General features: G+C 74.1%; 16 protein-coding genes. 3 read left to right on the forward strand and 13 right to left on the reverse strand.

Annotated features, from left to right (window positions below):
- Positions 1-14 precede the first annotated feature (14 nt).
- Entirely contained in the window at positions 15-536 is a 522-nt protein-coding gene (locus ACZ6SQ_RS06705; RefSeq protein ID WP_469557386.1) for an ATP-binding protein, read from the reverse strand.
- Between the two features lie 182 nt (positions 537-718).
- Here ACZ6SQ_RS06705 and ACZ6SQ_RS06710 point away from each other — a divergent pair, with 182 nt between their 5' ends.
- Positions 719-1,798 (forward strand): MerR family transcriptional regulator, encoded by a 1,080-nt coding sequence (locus tag ACZ6SQ_RS06710; RefSeq protein WP_469557388.1) that lies wholly within the window; start codon positions 719-721, stop codon positions 1,796-1,798.
- 43 nt (positions 1,799-1,841) lie between these two features.
- Here the strand turns inward: ACZ6SQ_RS06710 and ACZ6SQ_RS06715 are convergent, their stop codons facing one another.
- From ACZ6SQ_RS06715 to ACZ6SQ_RS06725, 3 genes are all read right to left on the reverse strand, one after another.
- Positions 1,842-3,218 carry a cryptochrome/photolyase family protein gene (locus ACZ6SQ_RS06715; RefSeq protein WP_469557389.1) on the reverse strand — a complete coding sequence of 459 codons (1,377 nt, stop codon included), beginning with the start codon at positions 3,216-3,218 and terminating at the stop codon, positions 1,842-1,844.
- A gap of 5 nt (positions 3,219-3,223) precedes the next feature.
- Positions 3,224-4,876, reverse strand: a complete 1,653-nt coding sequence (locus ACZ6SQ_RS06720) for an SDR family oxidoreductase (protein WP_469557390.1) — start codon at positions 4,874-4,876, stop codon at positions 3,224-3,226.
- Between the two features lie 229 nt (positions 4,877-5,105).
- Positions 5,106-6,275 carry a PucR family transcriptional regulator gene (locus tag ACZ6SQ_RS06725; protein ID WP_469557392.1) on the reverse strand — a complete coding sequence of 390 codons (1,170 nt, stop codon included), beginning with the start codon at positions 6,273-6,275 and terminating at the stop codon, positions 5,106-5,108.
- 151 nt (positions 6,276-6,426) lie between these two features.
- Between ACZ6SQ_RS06725 and ACZ6SQ_RS06730 the strand changes: the two genes are divergently transcribed.
- Complete coding sequence (locus tag ACZ6SQ_RS06730; RefSeq protein ID WP_469557393.1) at positions 6,427-7,914, forward strand: long-chain-fatty-acid--CoA ligase; 1,488 nt, start codon at positions 6,427-6,429, stop codon at positions 7,912-7,914.
- Positions 7,915-8,189: 275 nt separating this feature from the next.
- Entirely contained in the window at positions 8,190-9,176 is a 987-nt protein-coding gene (locus tag ACZ6SQ_RS06735; protein WP_469557395.1) for an alpha/beta hydrolase, read from the forward strand.
- Positions 9,177-9,263: 87 nt separating this feature from the next.
- Here ACZ6SQ_RS06735 and ACZ6SQ_RS06740 read toward each other — a convergent pair whose 3' ends face one another.
- The 9 genes from ACZ6SQ_RS06740 to ACZ6SQ_RS06780 all read right to left on the reverse strand — a co-directional run bounded on the left by ACZ6SQ_RS06740 (position 9,264) and on the right by ACZ6SQ_RS06780 (position 17,749).
- On the reverse strand, positions 9,264-9,632 hold the full coding sequence (locus ACZ6SQ_RS06740) for a low affinity iron permease family protein (protein ID WP_469557397.1): 369 nt from the start codon (positions 9,630-9,632) through the stop codon (positions 9,264-9,266).
- 150 nt (positions 9,633-9,782) lie between these two features.
- Positions 9,783-11,132 carry a mycofactocin biosynthesis glycosyltransferase MftF gene (gene mftF, locus ACZ6SQ_RS06745; protein WP_469557399.1) on the reverse strand — a complete coding sequence of 450 codons (1,350 nt, stop codon included), beginning with the start codon at positions 11,130-11,132 and terminating at the stop codon, positions 9,783-9,785.
- Positions 11,129-11,914, reverse strand: coding sequence for a mycofactocin-coupled SDR family oxidoreductase (locus ACZ6SQ_RS06750; RefSeq protein ID WP_469557401.1), 786 nt, complete (start codon positions 11,912-11,914; stop codon positions 11,129-11,131). The genes mftF and ACZ6SQ_RS06750 overlap by 4 nt, the downstream gene beginning before the upstream one ends.
- Positions 11,915-11,968: 54 nt before the next feature.
- Positions 11,969-13,141 (reverse strand): pre-mycofactocin synthase MftD, encoded by a 1,173-nt coding sequence (mftD, locus tag ACZ6SQ_RS06755; RefSeq protein ID WP_469557402.1) that lies wholly within the window; start codon positions 13,139-13,141, stop codon positions 11,969-11,971.
- A gap of 199 nt (positions 13,142-13,340) precedes the next feature.
- Positions 13,341-14,531, reverse strand: a complete 1,191-nt coding sequence (gene mftC / locus ACZ6SQ_RS06760) for a mycofactocin radical SAM maturase (protein ID WP_469557404.1) — start codon at positions 14,529-14,531, stop codon at positions 13,341-13,343.
- The gene (gene mftB / locus ACZ6SQ_RS06765) at positions 14,528-14,824 is read right to left on the reverse strand and encodes a mycofactocin biosynthesis chaperone MftB (protein ID WP_469557406.1); all 297 of its coding nucleotides are present in this window, start codon (positions 14,822-14,824) and stop codon (positions 14,528-14,530) included. The genes mftC and mftB overlap by 4 nt, the downstream gene beginning before the upstream one ends.
- A 22-nt stretch (positions 14,825-14,846) precedes the next feature.
- Entirely contained in the window at positions 14,847-14,960 is a 114-nt protein-coding gene (gene mftA / locus ACZ6SQ_RS06770) for a mycofactocin precursor MftA (RefSeq protein ID WP_386381176.1), read from the reverse strand.
- Between the two features lie 109 nt (positions 14,961-15,069).
- Positions 15,070-16,182 carry an NDMA-dependent alcohol dehydrogenase gene (locus ACZ6SQ_RS06775; protein ID WP_469557407.1) on the reverse strand — a complete coding sequence of 371 codons (1,113 nt, stop codon included), beginning with the start codon at positions 16,180-16,182 and terminating at the stop codon, positions 15,070-15,072.
- Positions 16,183-16,252: 70 nt separating this feature from the next.
- Positions 16,253-17,749 (reverse strand): aldehyde dehydrogenase family protein, encoded by a 1,497-nt coding sequence (locus ACZ6SQ_RS06780; protein WP_469557408.1) that lies wholly within the window; start codon positions 17,747-17,749, stop codon positions 16,253-16,255.
- Between the last annotated feature and the right edge of the window lie 32 nt (positions 17,750-17,781).

Consider the following 17,781-nt stretch of genomic DNA (forward strand, 5'->3'; position numbering starts at 1 on the left):
CACCAGGGGGGGCGTCACCAGGGCAGGAACACGTGGACGTCCTTGCCCACCTCGCCCGCGACCTCGGCGCCGCCGCCCTCGCCCGTCCCGCCGGACGGGTCCTCGGGGTTCCCGGGGTGCACGGGGTTCTCGGGCTCCTTGTGGATCACCACGCTGACCTGGTCGCACAGGGTCTGGATCAGGTACCAGCCGATGCCCCCGCCGCCCTTGCCGGGGCGGAAGGCGCGCGGCGCGGGCGGGGTGGTGTTGGTGTCGCCCAGGGTCACGTGCACGCCGTCGAAGGTCCTGCGCAGGGTCAGCCGGAAGGGTCCGGGCGCGTACTGGACGGCGTTGGCCGCCAGTTCCGTCACCACCAGCAGGATGTCGTCCCAGTGCTCCGGGGCGGAGGGCGGCTGCGTCCTGCCGAGGACGGCGAGGAACAGCTCCGCCGTCACTCTGGCGTCGGTGACGTCCTCGAGGCGCCCCGCGAACGCGGCGACGCACTCGAGCGTGTGTCCGGACGACGGCTGGTCGCTCCATCGCGGTTCGGTCGACATCGCACCTTCCCGGCCGTTTCACTGCGAACTGTGTGGCCTCTGATCTCTCCCTCCGCCCCTGGTTCCCCAACCTGGAGCGACTACGCACTCAGATCCATCCTGACCTTGCCGGGCGCCGCGCGCCGAAGGATCATGGGAGGATCTCGCATCGATACCGCGTCGAAACAGGAAGCGGCTGCCGTATGACCGCCGAGAGCAGGTCCGCCGAGAGCGCGTCCGAGGACACCGGGGCCATGGACACCATGTCCGCCGACGCCGGTGTGACGACCGGGGCGCTGGCCCGCCGGCTGGGTGTCTCCCCGACCACGCTGCGCTCGTGGGACCGCCGCTACGGCATCGGCCCGGCGCTGCGCGCGGAGGGCCGGCACCGCCGGTGGGCTCCCGCGGACATCGCGATGGTGGAGGAGATGTGCCGGCTGACGGCGACGGGGGCGCCGCCCGCCGAGGCGGCCCGGGTGGCCCGGCTGCGCCACGGCACGGACGATCTGCCGGGCGGCCAGGACCGGGACGGTCCGGAGCCGGACGCGGCGGCGCTCCCCCCGGCCACGGACGCGGCCCGTTCCGGCGGCGCGGGCAGCGGGCTCCCGCTCGGCGAGGTGCGCCAGGAGTGCCGGGGCCTCGCCCGTGCGGCGGTCCGGCTGGACGCCCCGGAGCTGGAGCGGCAGCTCATGGCCGCCGTGGAACGGCACGGGCTGACCGTCGCCTGGGAGGAGGTGATGGTGCCGACGCTGCACGCGGTGGGCCGCAAGTGGGAGTCGTCCGGCGACCGCTATGTGGAGGTGGAGCACCTGCTGTCCTGGCACGTCTCCTGCACCCTGCGCGGCATGCCGATGCTGCTGCCCCGCGCGCGGCCGCTCCCCGGGGCCGCCCCGGTGGTGCTGGCCTGTACGCCGGGTGAGCAGCACTCGCTGCCGCTCGAGGCGCTGACGGCCGCGCTGAGCGAGCGGGGCGTACCGACCCGGATGCTGGGCGCGGCCGTGCCGGCGGAGGCGCTGCTGGCGAGCGTACGGCGCACCGGACCGGCCGCGGTGGTGCTCTGGGCGCAGGCCCGCTCCACGGCGTCGGTGCCTCTGGCCCGGCATCTCGCCGGTCTGGAGTGGGGGGCGGCGGGCGCGCGCGGGCGACCGCTGGTGCTGCCCGCCGGACCGGGCTGGGACCGACGGGCGTCCACGGGCTTCCCGCGCTGTGCCGGGCTGAGCGAGGCGGTGGAGACCCTGACCCGGCTCTACCAGGACGACGCGCCGACCGTACGGACGCACTGAACGCCGGAGTGCCGGCGCCCGGGAGCCCGCACCGGGGAGCCGCTCAGTCCTCCCGGGCGCGGGCCCGCCGGAACCGGTCCAGCCCCTCGGACAGCTCCACCACCGGATCGGGATAGTCGAGTGCGGCCCGGTCCAGCCCGGCCAGCTTCCACGGCTCGTGCACCGCCCGGCTGTCGACGTCCCTGAGCTCGGGCACCCAGCGGCGGACGTAGACACCGTCGGGGTCGTGCCGTTTGGCCTGGGTGACGGGGTTGAGGACGCGGTTGGGGCGGGTGTCGGTGCCGGTGCCCGCCACCCACTGCCAGTTGAGCTGGTTGTTGGCGACGTCGCCGTCGACCAGCCAGTGCAGGAAGTGCGCGGCGCCGATCCGCCAGTCCACGTAGAGGGTCTTGCACAGGAAGCTCGCGGTCAGCAGGCGGGCCCGGTTGTGCATCCAGCCCTCGTGGAGCAGCTGGCGCATCGCCGCGTCGATCACCGGATAGCCGGTGCGGCCCTCGCGCCAGGCCTCGATGTCGGCTCGCGCGCCGCGCTCGGTGCGCCAGTGGTCGTGCTTGGTGCGGTAGTCGGCGTGGGAGGCCTGCGGCCGGGCGGCGAGCACCTGGCGGTGGAAGTCGCGCCAGGCGAGCTGCCGTACGAACGACTCCGCGCCCGTGCCGCCGTGCCGCCGCGCCCGCTGGACGAGTTCCACCGGGGACAGGGTGCCGAAGTGCAGATGCGCGGAGAGCTGCGAGGTGGCGTCGGCGGCCAGGTCGTCGCGGGTGTCGTCGTAGGCGTCGAGGCCGCGGCGCCAGTAGGCGGTCACCCGCTTGCGGCCCTCGCTCTCGCCGCCGGCGGCCAGCCCGGCCGAGACGCCGCCGACCTCGTCGCGTGCGGGCAGTTGCTCGCCCTTCACGTCGTCGGGGACCCGCACCTGGCGCGGGGCGCCCGCGACGGGCCGCAGCCGGACCTGCGACCACTGCCGGTAGTACGGCGTGAAGACGGCGAAGTGGTCCGAAGAGGAGGGCGTCACCTCGCCGGGCGGAACGGCCACGGTGGCGGCGTCGTGGACGAACAGACGGCGGCCGTCGGCCTCCAGCGCGCGGCGCAGCCGGTCCTCGCGGCGGGTGGCGAAGTGACTGTGGGCGGCCGACATGTGCACCTCGTCGGCGTCCGCCTCCGCCACCGCGCGGCAGACCTCCGTGACCAGGTCGCCGGAGCGCACCACGAGCCGTCCGCCGCGCTCGCGCAGCGAGGCGTCGAGGTCGGCCAGGCAGTCGGCGAGGAACGCGGCGCGGTTGGGGGTGTCGAATCCCGCGGCGGCCACGGCGCGGTCGCGGACGAACAGCGGGACGACGGCGTCCGCGCAGTCCAGGGCCGCGCGCAGCGGCGGATGGTCGTGCAGGCGCAGGTCGGAGGTGAACAGGACGACTGAGACGTGCATGGGCTTCAGCTTCTCTCCGGTGGACGGCGTCGGCCGGTGCGGACGGCACTGTCTTCCGCCGTCACGGGGTGTGCGGATGCGGTCCCGGCCGCCGTCCGTTCCTCGCGTCGCTCCTGCTCCCGCGCCTCGTCGCGGGCGCGGGCGGCGGTCTTGACGATGTTGCGTGCCATGCCGCCGAAGACGATCGCGTGGAAGGGCGCGACGCTCCACCAGTACAGGTGTCCGAGCAGGCCGCGCGGGTGGAACAGGGCCCGCTGCCGGTACCGGACGGGCCCGCCGTCCTCGCCGCCGTCGACCTGCATCTCCAGCCAGGCCAGTCCGGGCAGCCGCATCTCGGCACGCAACCGCAACAGCCGTCCGCGTTCGATCTCCTCCACCCGCCAGAAGTCGAGCGAGTCGCCCGCCCGCAGCAGGCGGGCGTCCCGTCGGCCACGGCGCAGTCCGACGCCTCCGACCAGGCGGTCCAGTCGGCCGCGTACCGCCCAGGCGAGCGGGAAGGAGTACCAGCCGTTCTCCCCGCCGATGGCCTCGATGACCCGCCACAGCGCTCCGGGAGCGACGTCCGCCTCCCGCTCGCGCAGATCCGTGTAGAGACTGCCGCCCGCCCAGTCCGGATCGGTGGGCAGCGGGTCGCTGGGCGCGCCCGGCACGGAGGCGGAGGACCAGCGGGTGACGACCTGGGCCTCCCGGATGCGCTGCAGCGCCAGGGCGACCGCGCGGTCGAAGCCGAGGGGGTGACCGGGCGGGTTCGGCACGTACTTCTCGATGTCCCGCTCCTGGCACACGACCTCGTGGCGCAGGGACTCGGTCAGCGGGCGGGCGATGGAGGCGGGCACCGGCGTGACCAGCCCGACCCAGTGGCTGGACAGTCCGGGCGTGAGCACGGGCACGGCCAGGATGAGCCGCCGGGGCAGTTCGGCGACGACGGCGTAGCGGCGCATCATGTCCAGGTAGGTGAGCACCTCGGGGCCGCCGATGTCGAAGGCGCGGTTGACGTCCGGGGGCAGTCCGGCGCAGCCGACGAGGATGCGCAGCACGTCCCGTACCGCGATCGGCTGGATGCGGGTGTGCACCCAGCGCGGGGTGACCATCACGGGGAGCCGCTCGGTGAGGTAGCGGAGCATCTCGAAGCTGGCGGAACCGGAGCCGATGATGACGGCGGCGCGCAGGACGGCGGTCGGTACGCCGGAGTCCATGAGGATGCGGCCGACCTCGGCGCGCGAGCGCAGATGGGCGGAGAGTTCCGTCTCGGGGACGCCGGCGGGGGTGAGTCCGCCCAGGTAGACGAGGCGACCGACGTCGGCGCGGCGGGCCTGTTCGCCGAAGACGCGGGCCGCCTCGCGGTCGGTGCGTTCGAAGTCGTCGCCGGTGCCGAGCGCGTGCACCAGGTAGTAGGCGACGTCCACGCCGTCCATCGCCGCGGCCGTCGACTCGGCGTCCATGACGTCTCCCTGGACGATCTCGACCTGGCCGGCCCAGGGGTGGTCGCGCAGTTTGCCCGGGGTACGGGCCAGGCAGCGCACCCGATGCCCTGCTGCCAGCAGCTCGGGCACCAGCCGCCCGCCGATGTAGCCGCTGGCGCCGGTCACCAGACAGGTGAGGGAGTGCCGCCCGAGCGAGGGGTGTGCGCCGGTCCCGGTGTTCCGCTCGTCGCCCATGCCGCCGCCTCAGCCTGCCGTCGTCGCCGGAGCCCGGTCGTGACTCCGTCACCGATCACTACCCTGCGCGGGTCGCGGGCGGATGCGCCCGGTGCCCGTGGCGGTTGGGTGACGGGGGCCGTGCGGAGGATGAGCCGGTCCGCCGGGCTCGGACGACACCGGTGTGGCGGTGCGGCACGGGCTCGGTCCACACCGGTGCGGCGGAGTGCGGTACCGGCTCGGTACCCGCTCAGTCCACGCCGGTGCTGCGCACGGCGGCGAGGGCGGCGCCGAGGTCGGCCACGGTGCGCGGGTCCGCCAGGGACCGGCCGGTCAGTTCCTCGACGCGGCGCAGGCGGTAGCGGACCGTGTTGGGGTGAACGAAGAGGGACCCGGCGGCGTCGGCGGCGGAGCCGGCCGCGGCGAACCAGTGCTCCAGGGTCTCCAGCAGCCGGGCGCGCTCCGCCGCGGGCAGGGCGAGGACGGGCCCGAGGACGGTCTCGACGAGCTGGGCCGCCTCGGCGGGCGCGGCGGCGACCAGCATGGCCAGGGGGTTGTCGTCGAACCGTGCGACACCGGGCGCGGTGCCCGGCAGCCCGGCGAGTGCCAGCCGGGCGAAGCGCAGGGCCTGCGGGACGTCGCGCAGGGAGGCGACGCCCGGGCTGAGGCCGACCCGGGCGCGGGCGCGCCGCAGCACACGGACGCAGGTCTGCTCGGCGTCCGGCGCGGTCAGGGCGACCACGCCGATCTGCTGGTGGGGCAGCAGCCGCCAGGCGGAGGCCAGCTGGGACTGGCGCAGCGCGGTCTCGATGCCGGTCAGGGGTTCCTCGCCGGGCGCGGTGGCGGTCGCGACGGCCACCGCGTACGGTCCGTGCTCGGGCAGGCCCAGCTCGCGGGCGGCCTCCCACAGGGTGCTGCGGTCGGCGATGACGCCGGTGAACAGGGCTTCCACCAGTGCCGAGCGCCGGGCCTCGCGCTGGAGGGTCAGCTCCGCCGAGGTCTCCCGGTGGGCCGCCGCGACGGCTTCGGCGTAGAGGCCGAACAGGGCCCAGATGTCCGCCGACTGGGACACCAGCTCGGCGTCGGAGACCTCGGGATGCGCGCGTGCCTCCTCGAGGATCTCCGACCACAGCAGCTCGAAGCCGATCCGGTACGCGTGCAGGGTGTCGGCCAGCGGCATGCCCTGCTCGGCGCGGATACGGCCGGTGTCGCGCGCCGGGCTGGGGTCCGCGACACCCTTGCGGTGGAAGTGGCCGAGGACGAGGTCGGCGTTGGCGGTGCAGGAGCGGCGCAGCGACTCGAAGGGGATCAGCGACTCGTCCTGGTACGCCTCGACGTCCGCGCGAATGGTCTCCGCGATCCGCTCGCCGAGTTCCGGCAGCCGTGCGTGCAGTGCCGCGGCCACTCCCGAAAGAACCATCGCCCCAGCTTAGCGGCGCCTTCTTGTGTCCAGGAACAAACTGTGACGGGAGACGCTGTCCGGCCGGCCATAGGCGGCCGCCCGGCACGACAGCACCATGTCGTCGACGTTAACTGCGGATTTCAACAGCACCATTCGTGGAGGGCGGACCATGGCCAATCTGGCGGAGTTTCTCGTGGAGACGGCGAGGCGGCAGCCCGCACGGCCCGCCCTGCGCTTCGGCGACCGGGTCATCACCTACGCGGAACTGGAGGAGGCCAGTGCGCGTGCCGCCACGCTGCTGCGGGCCGAGGGGGTGCGGCCGGGACACCGGGTGGCCCTGATGCTGCCGAACGTCCCCCAGTTCGTGATCCTCTACTACGGCGCGCTGCGCGCGGGTGCCGTCGTCGTACCGATGAACCCGCTGCTGAAGGCCCGTGAGACGGCCTACCACCTGACCGACTCCGGGGCGGAGCTGCTGTGGGAGTGGCACCAGGCGCCGGGTGAGGGCGCGCAGGGCGCGGCGGACGCCGGGGTCCGGCACTTCGCCGTCGAGCCCGCGGCCTTCGCGGAGCTGCTCGCCGGGCACGAGCCGCTCGTCGGCACGGCGCCGGCGGACGGCGACGACGTCGCCGTGCTGCTGTACACCTCCGGCACCACCGGCCGGCCCAAGGGCGCCGCGCTCACCCACGCGGGGCTGCGGCACAACACCGAGGTCAACATGACCGAGGTGCAGCGGATGACGCCGGACGACGTGGTGGTGGGCTGTCTGCCGCTGTTCCACATCTTCGGCCAGATCTGCACGATGAGCGTGGCTCTCGGCAGCGGCGCCTCCCTCACGCTGATCCCCCGCTTCGAGCCGCAGGCGGTCCTGGACGCCATCGCGCGGGACGGCGCCACCGTGTTCGAGGGTGTGCCGACCATGTACGCGGCACTGCTCCAGCACCCGTCCGAGGCGGACGTGTCGAGCCTGCGGATGTGCATCTCCGGCGGGGCGTCCCTGCCGGTGGAGATCCTGCACGGCTTCGAGCGGCGCTTCGGCTGCGCGGTCCTGGAGGGCTTCGGCATGTCCGAGACCAGCCCGGTCGTCACCTTCAACCACCCCGACCGGCCGCGCAAGGCGGGTTCCATCGGTACGCCGATCAAGGACGTCGAGGTGCGGCTGCTGGACGACAAGGGCCAGGACGTGGCGCCCGGTGAGATCGGCGAACTGGCGGTGCGCGGGCCCAACGTGATGAAGGGCTACTGGAACCGTCCCGAGGAGACGGCGGAGACGATCCAGGACGGCTGGCTGCGCTCCGGCGACCTCGCGCGGCAGGACGAGGACGGCTACTTCTACATCGTCGACCGCAAGAAGGACCTGATCATCCGCGGCGGGTACAACGTCTACCCGCGCGAGATCGAGGAGGTGCTGCACGAGCACCCGGCCGTCGCCCTGGCCGCCGTGGTGGGCACCGCCCATCCGAGCCTGGGCGAGGAGATCGCCGCCGCGGTCGTGCTGCGCCCCGGCGCCGAGGCCACCCCCGACGAGCTGCGGGAGTTCGTCAAGGAGCGGGTGGCTGCGTACAAGTACCCGCGTGCGGTGTGGCTGGTGGACCAGCTGCCGACGGGCCCCAGCGGCAAGATCCTCAAGCGCGAGATCACCGCTCCGGCGGGCTGATCCGGCCCGCCCTTCCTTCCCGCCGGGCCCTGGCGCAGGCCTCGGGCCGACGCGCCGGGCCGGTCCCGGGCGGCGGCCCGGGGCCTGCCCGGCGGGACGCGTCACCTCGCCCGGGCCGGCCGGACCGCGGGGGCGCGGGCCGCGCGTTCCGGTCCGGTGGGGCGCGGAGCTCGTCGAGAGGCGTGGGTTCATCGCGGCACCAGGGGGCACGAGACTCTTCGGTCCGGGAACCCGTACCCCCACACATGCCCGCCACGTCACGGAAGGCAACGGCCATGACGACTCCGCGCCCGTCCCTGGACCCGGAACTCCGGGAGCTGCTCGCCGGCCTGCCCCTGCTGCCCGGACTCGACGCGGAGGTGCTCGCGGAACTGCGCCGGCTGCCGTCGGCACCCGTCGACTCCCTGCTGGAGAACCGCCGGGTCGACCGGCGCGAGGTCGTCGTGCCCGCGAAGGACGGTGCGCGGATCCCCCTGTCGGTGTTCAGCCCCGCGGGGACCGGCCGCGCCGACGGGGCGCCCTGCGTGTACTGGATCCACGGCGGCGGCATGGTCATGGGCGACCGCTTCGCGCAGCTGGACATTCCGCTGGAGTGGCTCGACCGGTTCGGCGCGGTCGTGGTCTCCGTCGACTACCGGCTCGCCCCCGAGGCCACCGGCAGCACCCTGGTCGACGACTGCCACCAGGGACTGCTCTGGGTCGCCGAGCACGCCGCCGAACTGGGGGTCGACCCCGCCCGGATCGTCGTCGCCGGGGCCAGCGCGGGCGGTGGCCTCGCCGCCGGTGTCACTCTCCTGGCCCGCGACCTCGGCGCCCCGGCCGTCGCCGCGCAGATGCTGATCTCCCCCATGCTCGACCACCGCAACACCAGCGTCTCCAGCCGCCAGTACTCCGGCGTGCCCGGCGTGTGGACCGCCGAGATGAACGCCTTCGGCTGGAGCGCGGTCCTCGGTGACCTCGCCGACGGTCAGGTGCCGGTGTACGTCTCCCCCGCCCTGGCCGACGACCTCTCGGGCCTGCCGACCACCTATGTCGACACCGGTTCCGCCGAGGTCTTCCGCGACGAGGACACCGACTACGCCCGGCGTATCTGGGCCGCGGGAGGACAGGCCGAGCTGCATGTGTGGGCGGGCGGTTTCCACGGCTTCGACACCCTGTACCCCGAGGCCCGGATCTCGGTCTCGGCCCGCCGTACCCGCACGGACTGGGTCGGCCGGGTACTGGCCGGGACCCCCGACCGGCGTCCCGTGCCCCAGAACTGATCGCCGGGGCCCGAACGTCGTTCCCCGGCCGGGGCGTCCGATGCCCGGCACCGCGCTCCCGGCCGCTGCCCCGGCCGCCGGGCACGGTCAGGTCTCCTCCTCCATGCGGATGGCGGCCCTCAGGTCCTCGTGCGCCTTGCCCGGCGACCCCTCCTGCGCCTCCAGCAGCGCCGCGGCGATGGCGTCCAGCTTGCGCTGGATCGCGCGCTCGGCCCGCAGCTCCGAGTTCTTCAGCAGGGCCAGCAGGATCAGGGTCACGGCCGTCATGCAGTCGCCCGCCAGCACCTGCCACTCCGTGCCCAGCCCGGCCACGTGGACGCTCACCATCCAGGCGACCAGGGCCAGGCACAGCAGGAAGAACACGGGTGAGCTGGTGAACTTCGACGCGGACTCCGAGAACCGCTCGAACCTCCTGCGGCGGTCGCCGCCCCGGTCGGCGGGATGCTCGAAAGTCATTCGTCCTCGCTCTCCACGGGCACCGGACCGCCGGTGCCCTCGACGCCCGGTCGCGGACGGCGGCACGCCCAGGCCGGCCGGTGTCCGGGACGCCCGGATCGCGGGCGGCGTCCCGGCCGCGCCGTTCGAGTACCCGGCGGGCGGCCGGGCTCACGGAGGGCGGCGATTCCCCCGGGCCGGTCCGGTGCACGCGGGCAGCAGCGGGAGTGCGGTGCGCTCGCGCAGGGCGCCGTGCCACACGCCCGCGCCGTAAGCGAGGCCGTCGGCGAGGCCGGCCGCACACCAGAGCAGGGGGTGGACGTCCCTCGGCCGGCCGCGCAGCCGCGAGACGAGGAGCGCCGCGAGGGCCGTACGGCCGGGCCGGGCGGCCGCGAGGGCGGGCAGGGCGACGGGCCACCAGGTGCGCAGGGCGGCCTGGCCCAGCATCCGTGCGGCGCCGAGGTGCCCGCGCAGCGCGATCCGCAGCGCCTCGGGGGCCGGGACGCCGGCCGGGGCCAGGGTGCGGGGCAGCAGCGCGGCCGTGGTGGTGGCGACGGCGAGGGCGGTGCGGGGATGCCCGGTGAGGGCGGCGGTCCAGGCGGCGGCCGTCCACGGGGAGAGGCGGGCGGGCGCGACCGCGTCGCCGTGGCGGCGGGAGAGGGGCGCGGCGGAGCCGCCGTAGTCGAAGCGCTGCCGGAGCAGTGCGGGCCAGTCGGCGCGCGGGCGGTGGAGCACCTCGGCCGCGGGCTCGTACCGCACCCGGTGCCCGGCCTCCAGGAGCCGCCAGACGAGGTCGACGTCCTCGCCGTACCGCAGGGACTCGTCGAAGCCGTCGAGCGCGCGCAGCACGGAGGTGCGCACCAGCAGGGCGGCGGTGGGCAGATGCCCGACGCGGCCGCCGGGGCGCACCTCGGCCGGTTCGGGTCCGAGGTCGAGCGGGGAGCGGGCGGCCTCGTAGCGCTCCCGTGCCGTGGGTCCGGGCCGGCTGCGGACCCGGGGCGCCACCGCGGCCACCTCCGGGTCCTCGAAGTGCGGCAGCAGGGACCGGAGCCAGCCGGGGCGGGGTACGACGTCGGAGTCGAGGAAAGCGACGACCTGTGTGGTCACCGAGCGCACGCCGGTGTTGCGCGCGGCGGCCGGGCCCCGGGGCGACGGGTGCCGGGCCACCGCGCCGGCCACGGGCACGGCGGAGCCGTCGTCGACCACCAGGACGTGGTCCAACTCCCCCAGGGAGGCGCGCAGTTCGCGCAGTTCCTCGGGCCGGTCGCGGACGGGGACCACGGCGGTGACGTCCTCGGGGCGGTACCGGCCGGCGCCGTGGCGCGGGTGGGCGAGCCCGGCCGCGACGAGCCGCCGGGCCAGGGCGTGGTGGGCCGGTGCGGTGACGGGCTCGCCGGCCAGCCAGCGCCCGACGAGCCGGGCGCCGTCCGGGGACAGCCGTACGGCCCGCAGCGGGGAGCCGCCGATGAGGGTCCGGCCGTCGGCGAGCACCCGCAGGGTGGTGTCGGGGGTGAGCCTCATACGGTGAAGCCCCCGTCCGCGTGCACCACGGTCCCGGTGACCGCCGACGAGTGCGGACCGCACAGCCAGGCCACCGCCGCCGCGACCTCCTCCGGTTCGAGCAGCCGCTCGTTCAGCTGCTGCCGCGCGAAGTCCGAGGGGTCGACCAGCCCGTAGAGGTCGGCCGTCGCCCGCAGCATCCGGGTCCGGGTGGAGCCGGGCGAGACGGCCGTCGCGGTGACCCTGGTCCCGCGCAGATCGCAGGCCAGTCCGCGGACCAGGCCGACCACGGCGTGCTTGACGGCGTTGTACCCGGCCAGACGCCACAGGCCCCGGTGCGCGGCGACGGAGGCGACCGCGACGAAGCGGCCGGCGCGCGGCTGCGGCCGGGCCAGCAGTTCGGGGACGGCGGCGCGGGCGAGATGGAAGACACCCCGCACGCCCACGTCGAACAGCGTGTCCCACTCGTCCTGGGTCGTCTCCCACAGCGGCGCGCCGCCGGCCATCACCGCGGCGGCCGCGACGGCGGCGTCCAGGCCGCCGAACTCCCGCCGGGCCAGTTCCACCGCGCGGGCCACGGCCTCGGGGTCGCGGACGTCCGCGGCCATGTCGACGACCGAGCCGGGCCAGGCCTGCGCGAGGGCGGCGAGTTCGCCCCGGCGGGCCAGCGGATAGCTCAGGCCCGGCAGGTCCTCGCAGACGTCCACGGCGACCACCCGCCAACCGTCGGCGGCGAGTTGGTCGACGACGGCGGCGCCGATGCCGCGCGCCGCCCCGGTGACCACTGCGACCCGGCCGTTCATCGGGCGCGGCCCGCCCGCTGTGCCCGGCGGCGCCTCACGCGAGGCCGCCCCATCTCAGGCCGTGCCCAGGGGGCGGAGGAAACCGGGTGGCACGACCACGTCGTCGGCGGTCAGTTCCTGGACGGAGGAACGGCCGAGGCCCAGCAGGGCGGAGTCGATGCCGCCGCGCAGGACGTCCAGGACGTTCTCCACTCCGCTCTGTCCGCCCGCGGCGAGCCCCCACAGATAGGCGCGGCCGATCATCACGGCCCGGGCGCCGAGGGCGAGCGCCTTGACGACGTCGCCGCCGCGCCGGACGCCGCCGTCGAGCAGGACCTCCACCTGGTGGCCCACGGCGTCGGCGACCGCGGGCAGTACGCGGATCGGTGCCGGGGTGGTGTCGAGGTTGTTGCCGCCGTGGTTGGACACGGAGATCGCCGTGACGCCGGCGTCGACCGCGCGCCGGGCGTCGTCGACCCGGCCGATGCCCTTGAGCATGAAGGGGCCGTCCCACTGTTCGCGCAGCCAGGCGATGTCGTCCCAGGACGGGGGCGCGGTGTTCATCCACGTCCCGTACGCGCCGAAGAAGGTGGGCGCCGGCTGTCCGGCCTCGGCGAGGTTGGGCGCGGTCAGGTCGGGCAGCCGCAGACTCCGGGCGAAGTCCAGCAGCCAGCGCGGCCGGGCGAGGCCCTCGGGGGCGAAGCGCAGCAGGGCCTTGAGGTCCAGCCGTTCGGGGATGACGGGGCTGCCCCGGTCGCGACCGTGCGAGAACGACCAGTCGAGGGTGACGATGAGCCCCTTGGCGCCGCCCGCGCGGGCGTGTTCCACGCGTCGCAGGATCGCGTCGCGGTCACCCATCCAGTACAGCTGGAAGAACACCTGCGGGTTGGCGGCGGCGACGTCCTCCAGCGACCTGCTGGCGAAGGAGCTCAGCCCGATGGCCGTGCCCCGGGCGGCGGCGGCGCGGGCGACGGCGACCTCGCCCTCGGGGTGCACCGCCTGCACACCGGTGGGCGAGATGATCACGGGCAGGGAGATGTCCTGGCCCATGACCCGGGTCGCCAGGTCCCGCTCGGGGAACAGCCCCGCGACATGCGGCGCGAAGCCCAGCGCGGTGAAGGCCTCGGTGTTGTCCCGGTAGGAGGCGCCCTTCTCGGAGCCGGCCAGCAGGGCGCTGTAGACCGACTTCGGCAGCCGCCTGCGGGCCCGGCGGCGGGCCTCCTCGACGGTCTCGAACCAACTGCTCATGCCTGTCGTCGTCCTTTCGCGAAGCCGTGGTGCCGGGTGTTCGAGGTCCCGTGGTCCGTCGCGGAACCGGACCCTGCGGGCGGGTTCCCGTCGAGGCGAGAACCGGTACCTGCGGGCGGGTTCTCGCCGCGGTGGCGATCACCGGACCCTGCGGGCGGGTTCCCGTCGAGGTGGCGGGCCGCGGGCGCGGACCCGTGGTTCATCGCGGGCCGGTCCCGGCCAGCGGGTTCTCGTCGCAGTGCCGGGCCGCGGGCGCGGTCCGCAGCGCGGGCATGCCCAGCGCGACGGCGCGGGCGCGGGCGGGTGCCGTGCGGGAGTGGTCGCCGCTGGGGCGAGGGGCCGCCGACCGGTCGGCGGCGGCGAGGGCCGGGGCGCCGTGGCCCTTGACGCACTCGGGGTCCGGCCCGTCCAGCGGCAGGCCGGTGAAGAACTTGGCGGCCATGCAGCCTCCCTGACAGGAGTCGTACGCCGGACAGGACGCACAGGTGCCGCCGGTGCCGGGCGTGCGCAGCGAGGCGAACAGCTCGGACTCGCGCCAGACCGCGCCGAAGCCCGAGTCGCGCACGTTCCCCGCCAGGAACTGCTCGTGGATCGCGAACGGGCAGGCGTAGACGTCGCCGACCGGGTCGATCAAGCAGACGACCCGGCCCGCTCCGCACAGGTTCAGGCCCGGCAGCGGGGTCTCGCCGAGCGCGTTGAGATGGAAGAAGGAGTCTCCGGTGAGCACCTTCTCGCCGTGCGCCACGAGCCAGTCGTAGAGGCGGAGTTGGTCGGCGGGCAGGGGGTGCAGGGTGTCCCAGGTGTCGGCGCCGCGGCCGGCCGGGCGCAGCCGGGTGAGCCGGAGCTGGGCGCCGTACCGGTCGGCGAGGGCGGCGAACTCGTCCAGCTGGCCGATGTTGTGGCGGGTCACCACCACACTGATCTTGAATTCGCCGAAGCCCGCCTCGGCCAGGTTCTCCATCGCCCGCACGGCGGTGGCGTACGAACCGGGGCCGCGGACCGCGTCGTTGACCCCGGCGGTCGCGCCGTCCAGGGAGATCTGTACGTCGAGATAGTCCGTGGCGGCGAGCCGCCGGGCCCGGTCGGGGGTGATTCGGACGCCGTTGGTGGAGAACTTGACGCCGACCTGGTGGTCCACGGCGTAGTCGACCAGCTCGAAGAAGTCGGCGCGCACGGTGGGTTCGCCGCCGCCGATGTTGACGTAGAAGACCTGCATGCGCTGCAACTCGTCGATTACCGCGCGGCATTCGGCGGTGTCCAGCTCGCGCGGGTCCCGCCGGCCGGAGGACGAGAGGCAGTGGACGCAGGCCAGGTTGCAGGCGTACGTCAGCTCCCAGGTGAGGCAGATCGGGGAGTTCAGCCCGTGCTTGAAGTGTTCGGTGAGTCTCATGGTGCGGCTCCGGCGCGGTGGGCTGGGCGGTCGGCGGGCTCGATGGTTCCGGCGTCGGCGAGCCCGGCCAGCGCGGTCAGATAGAAGCCGTGCTGGTCCGGGGGCACGGGCGAGGCCGCCAGGGCGGTGCGGACGTCGGGGTGGTCGTCCAGCGCGGACACCAGGTCGACCAGGGCCGGCGACTTCAGGAACGTCAGCCGCCGGGTGCCGAAGTGGTAGGCCAGCGCGCCGAACGGCTCCGCGCGTAGGGCGACACGGGGTGAGCACCGGTAGGGCCGGTCCGGGTCGAACATGGTGGTCCTCCTTCGGAAGGCGTCAGTAGACGCCGCACATGCCGTCGATCGAGACGTCCTCGATCAGCAGGTCCTGCTCCGGTTCGGTGTCGGTGGACTCGGGCTCTTCCTGGTGCTGTCGGGGGTTCTCGGGCACGGTGTTCCTCCTTCGGGACGGGCCGTGTCCTCTCGGGGCGGCCCTGCAGGGGGTGGGGTGGACCGGGGCGCCGCCGGTCGCACGGCGGCGCCCCGCGCTCCGCGGTGCGTCAGTGGTCGTGCACCAGCACGCCGCGGATGTTCTTGCCGTCGACGAGGTCCTGGTAGCCCTGGTTGACCTCGTCGAGCGTGTACCGCCGGGTCACCAGCTCGTCCAGCTCGAGCTGCCCGGACTGGTAGAGGTCGAGCAGCTTCCGGATGTCGTACTGCGGGTTGCCGCTGCCGAAGAGGGTGCCCTTGATGGTCTTCTCCCAGAGGGTGAGGACCGCGCCGGACACATGGATCGTCAGCTTGGCGGGGTCGGCGAGACCGGTGACCACGACGGTGCCGCCCTTGCCGACGACGTCGAAGGCGGCCGAGACGACCTCCTCGGTGACCGTGCCGACCAGGATCAGCGCCTGGTCGGCCCCCTGGCCCCGGGTCAGCTCGTCGACCAGCCGCTTGGCCTCCTCGGCGGTGGCGACGGCATGGGTGGCGCCCAGCTTCAGCGCGGTGTCGCGCTTGAGGGCGACGGGGTCGACGGCCACCACATGGGTGGCGCCCGAGATCGCGGACGCCTGGACGGTGTTGATACCGAGACCGCCGACGCCGTAGATCACCACGGTGTCACCCGCCCGGACGCCACCGGCGTTGGTCGCCGTGCCCCAGCCCGTCGGCACTCCGCAGCCGACGAGCACGGCGGTCTCCAGGGGCAGGCCCGGGTCGACCTTGACGACGGAGTGCTCGGAGATCACGCCGTACTGGGAGAACGTGCCCAGCATGCACATCGCGCCGTAGTCGGCGCCGTCCCGGTGGAAGCGGAAGGTGCCGTCGGGCATGCTGCCCTCGAGGATGGTGGCGCCCATGTCGCACAGGTTCTGGCGGCCGGTCGAACAGTAGCGGCAATGGCCGCAGTTGGGGATGAAGCTGCAGACGACGTGGTCGCCGGGCTTCACCTTGGTGACGCCGGGGCCGACGCGCTCGATGACGCCGGCGCCCTCGTGCCCGCCGACGATCGGGAACCTCGGCGGCAGATCGCCGTCGCTGAGGTGGAGGTCGGAATGGCACAGGCCGGCGGCGACGTAGCGGATGAGCACCTCGCCAGTGGTGGGCTCGTCGAGGTCCATCTCGACGATCTCGAAGGACTTGCCGATTCCGGTGAGGACTGCGGCTCGGGTTTTCATGCGGCTCTCCTTTGAGCGGGGACACCCAGGCACCCCGTGGCTGCGGGAAGGGAACTCCGGAACTACCGCTCTACAGCTGGATGTTCACGGCCTTGGTCTGCGTGTACTGCTCCAGTGCGGCCGCGCCCAGCTCACGGCCCCAGCCGGACTGCTTGTAGCCGCCGAAGGGCATCGCGGTGTCGAACGCGTTGTAGCAGTTGACCCAGACGGTCCCGGCCTGGAGCTGCTTCGCGACGCGGTGGGCCTTGGAGACGTCCTGGGTCCACACCCCGGCGGCCAGGCCGTACGGCGAGTCGTTGGCCTCGGCGATGGCGCCGCGCTCGGCGTTGAAGGGAGCCGCGACCACGACCGGGCCGAAGATCTCCTCGCGCACGACGCTCATGTCGGGCTTCACATCGACCAGGACCGTCGGCTCCACGAAGAAGCCCTGGTCCCCGACCTGGTTGCCGCCGGTCAGCGCGCGGGCGCCGTCGGCCAGGCCCTGGCGGACGTAACCGGTGACCCGGTCGAGCTGGTCCTGCGAGACGAGCGGGCCCAGCTGGGTGGCCGGGTCCAGACCGGGCCCGATCTTCACCTGGGCCGCGAAGTCGGCGACCGCGCGGGTGAACTCGGCGAAGATGCTGTCCTCGACGTACAGCCGGGTGCCGGCCACGCAGCACTGGCCGTGGTTGAACAGCCAGGCGTTGGCGGTGCCGGGTACGGCCACTTCCAGGTCGGCGTCGGCGTACACGATCTGCGGGCTCTTGCCGCCGAGTTCGAGGGAGACCTTCTTCAGGTTGCCGCCGGCCGCCGCGACGATCTTCTTGCCGACCTCGGTGGAACCGGTGAAGGCCACCTTGTCCACCCCGTCGTGGGCGGCGATCGCGGCACCCGCGTCACCGTAGCCGGTGACGATGTTGACGACGCCGGGCGGCAGGATCTCGTTGATGACCTCGCCCAGCAGCAGCGCGGTGAGCGGAGTCTGCTCGGCGGGCTTGAGGACCACGGTGTTGCCCGCGGCGAGCGCGGCCGGGATCTTGAACGCGGCCATCAGCAGCGGGAAGTTCCAGGGGATGATCTGGCCGCACACGCCGACCGGCTCGCGCAGGGTGTACGCGTGGAACTGGCCGCCGGGCACCCAGGGCACCGACACCGGGATCGTCCGGCCCTCGATCTTGGTGGCCCAGCCCGCGTAGTAGTGGAACAGGTCGGCCGCCCACACCACGTCGACGCCCTGCGCCACCGCGGCCGACTTGCCGTTGTCGAGGGCCTCCAACTGCCCGAACTCCTCCGCGCGTTCCAGCAGCGCGTCACCGATCTTCCAGATCAGCCGCTGCCGCTCGGAGGGGGTGAACCGCGGCCAGGGGCCCTCCTCGAAGGCCTTGCGGGCGGCGGCGACCGCCCGGTCGACGTCCGCCGCGCCGCCCTTGGCCACGTCGGTGATCCGCTCGCCCGTCGCGGGGTCGTAGGTCGAGAAGGTCTCGCCGCTGAGCGCCGGTACCCACTCGCCGCCGATGAGCAGCTGCCGCCCGGTCGACACGAAGTCCTGCACCGGCTTCAGCAGCGCGGGACGGGAAAGTTCTGTCACGTGAGTCTCCGAAAGAGAGGAGGAGGCCCCGT

Source organism: Streptomyces sp. NPDC048600, from assembly GCF_055587025.1.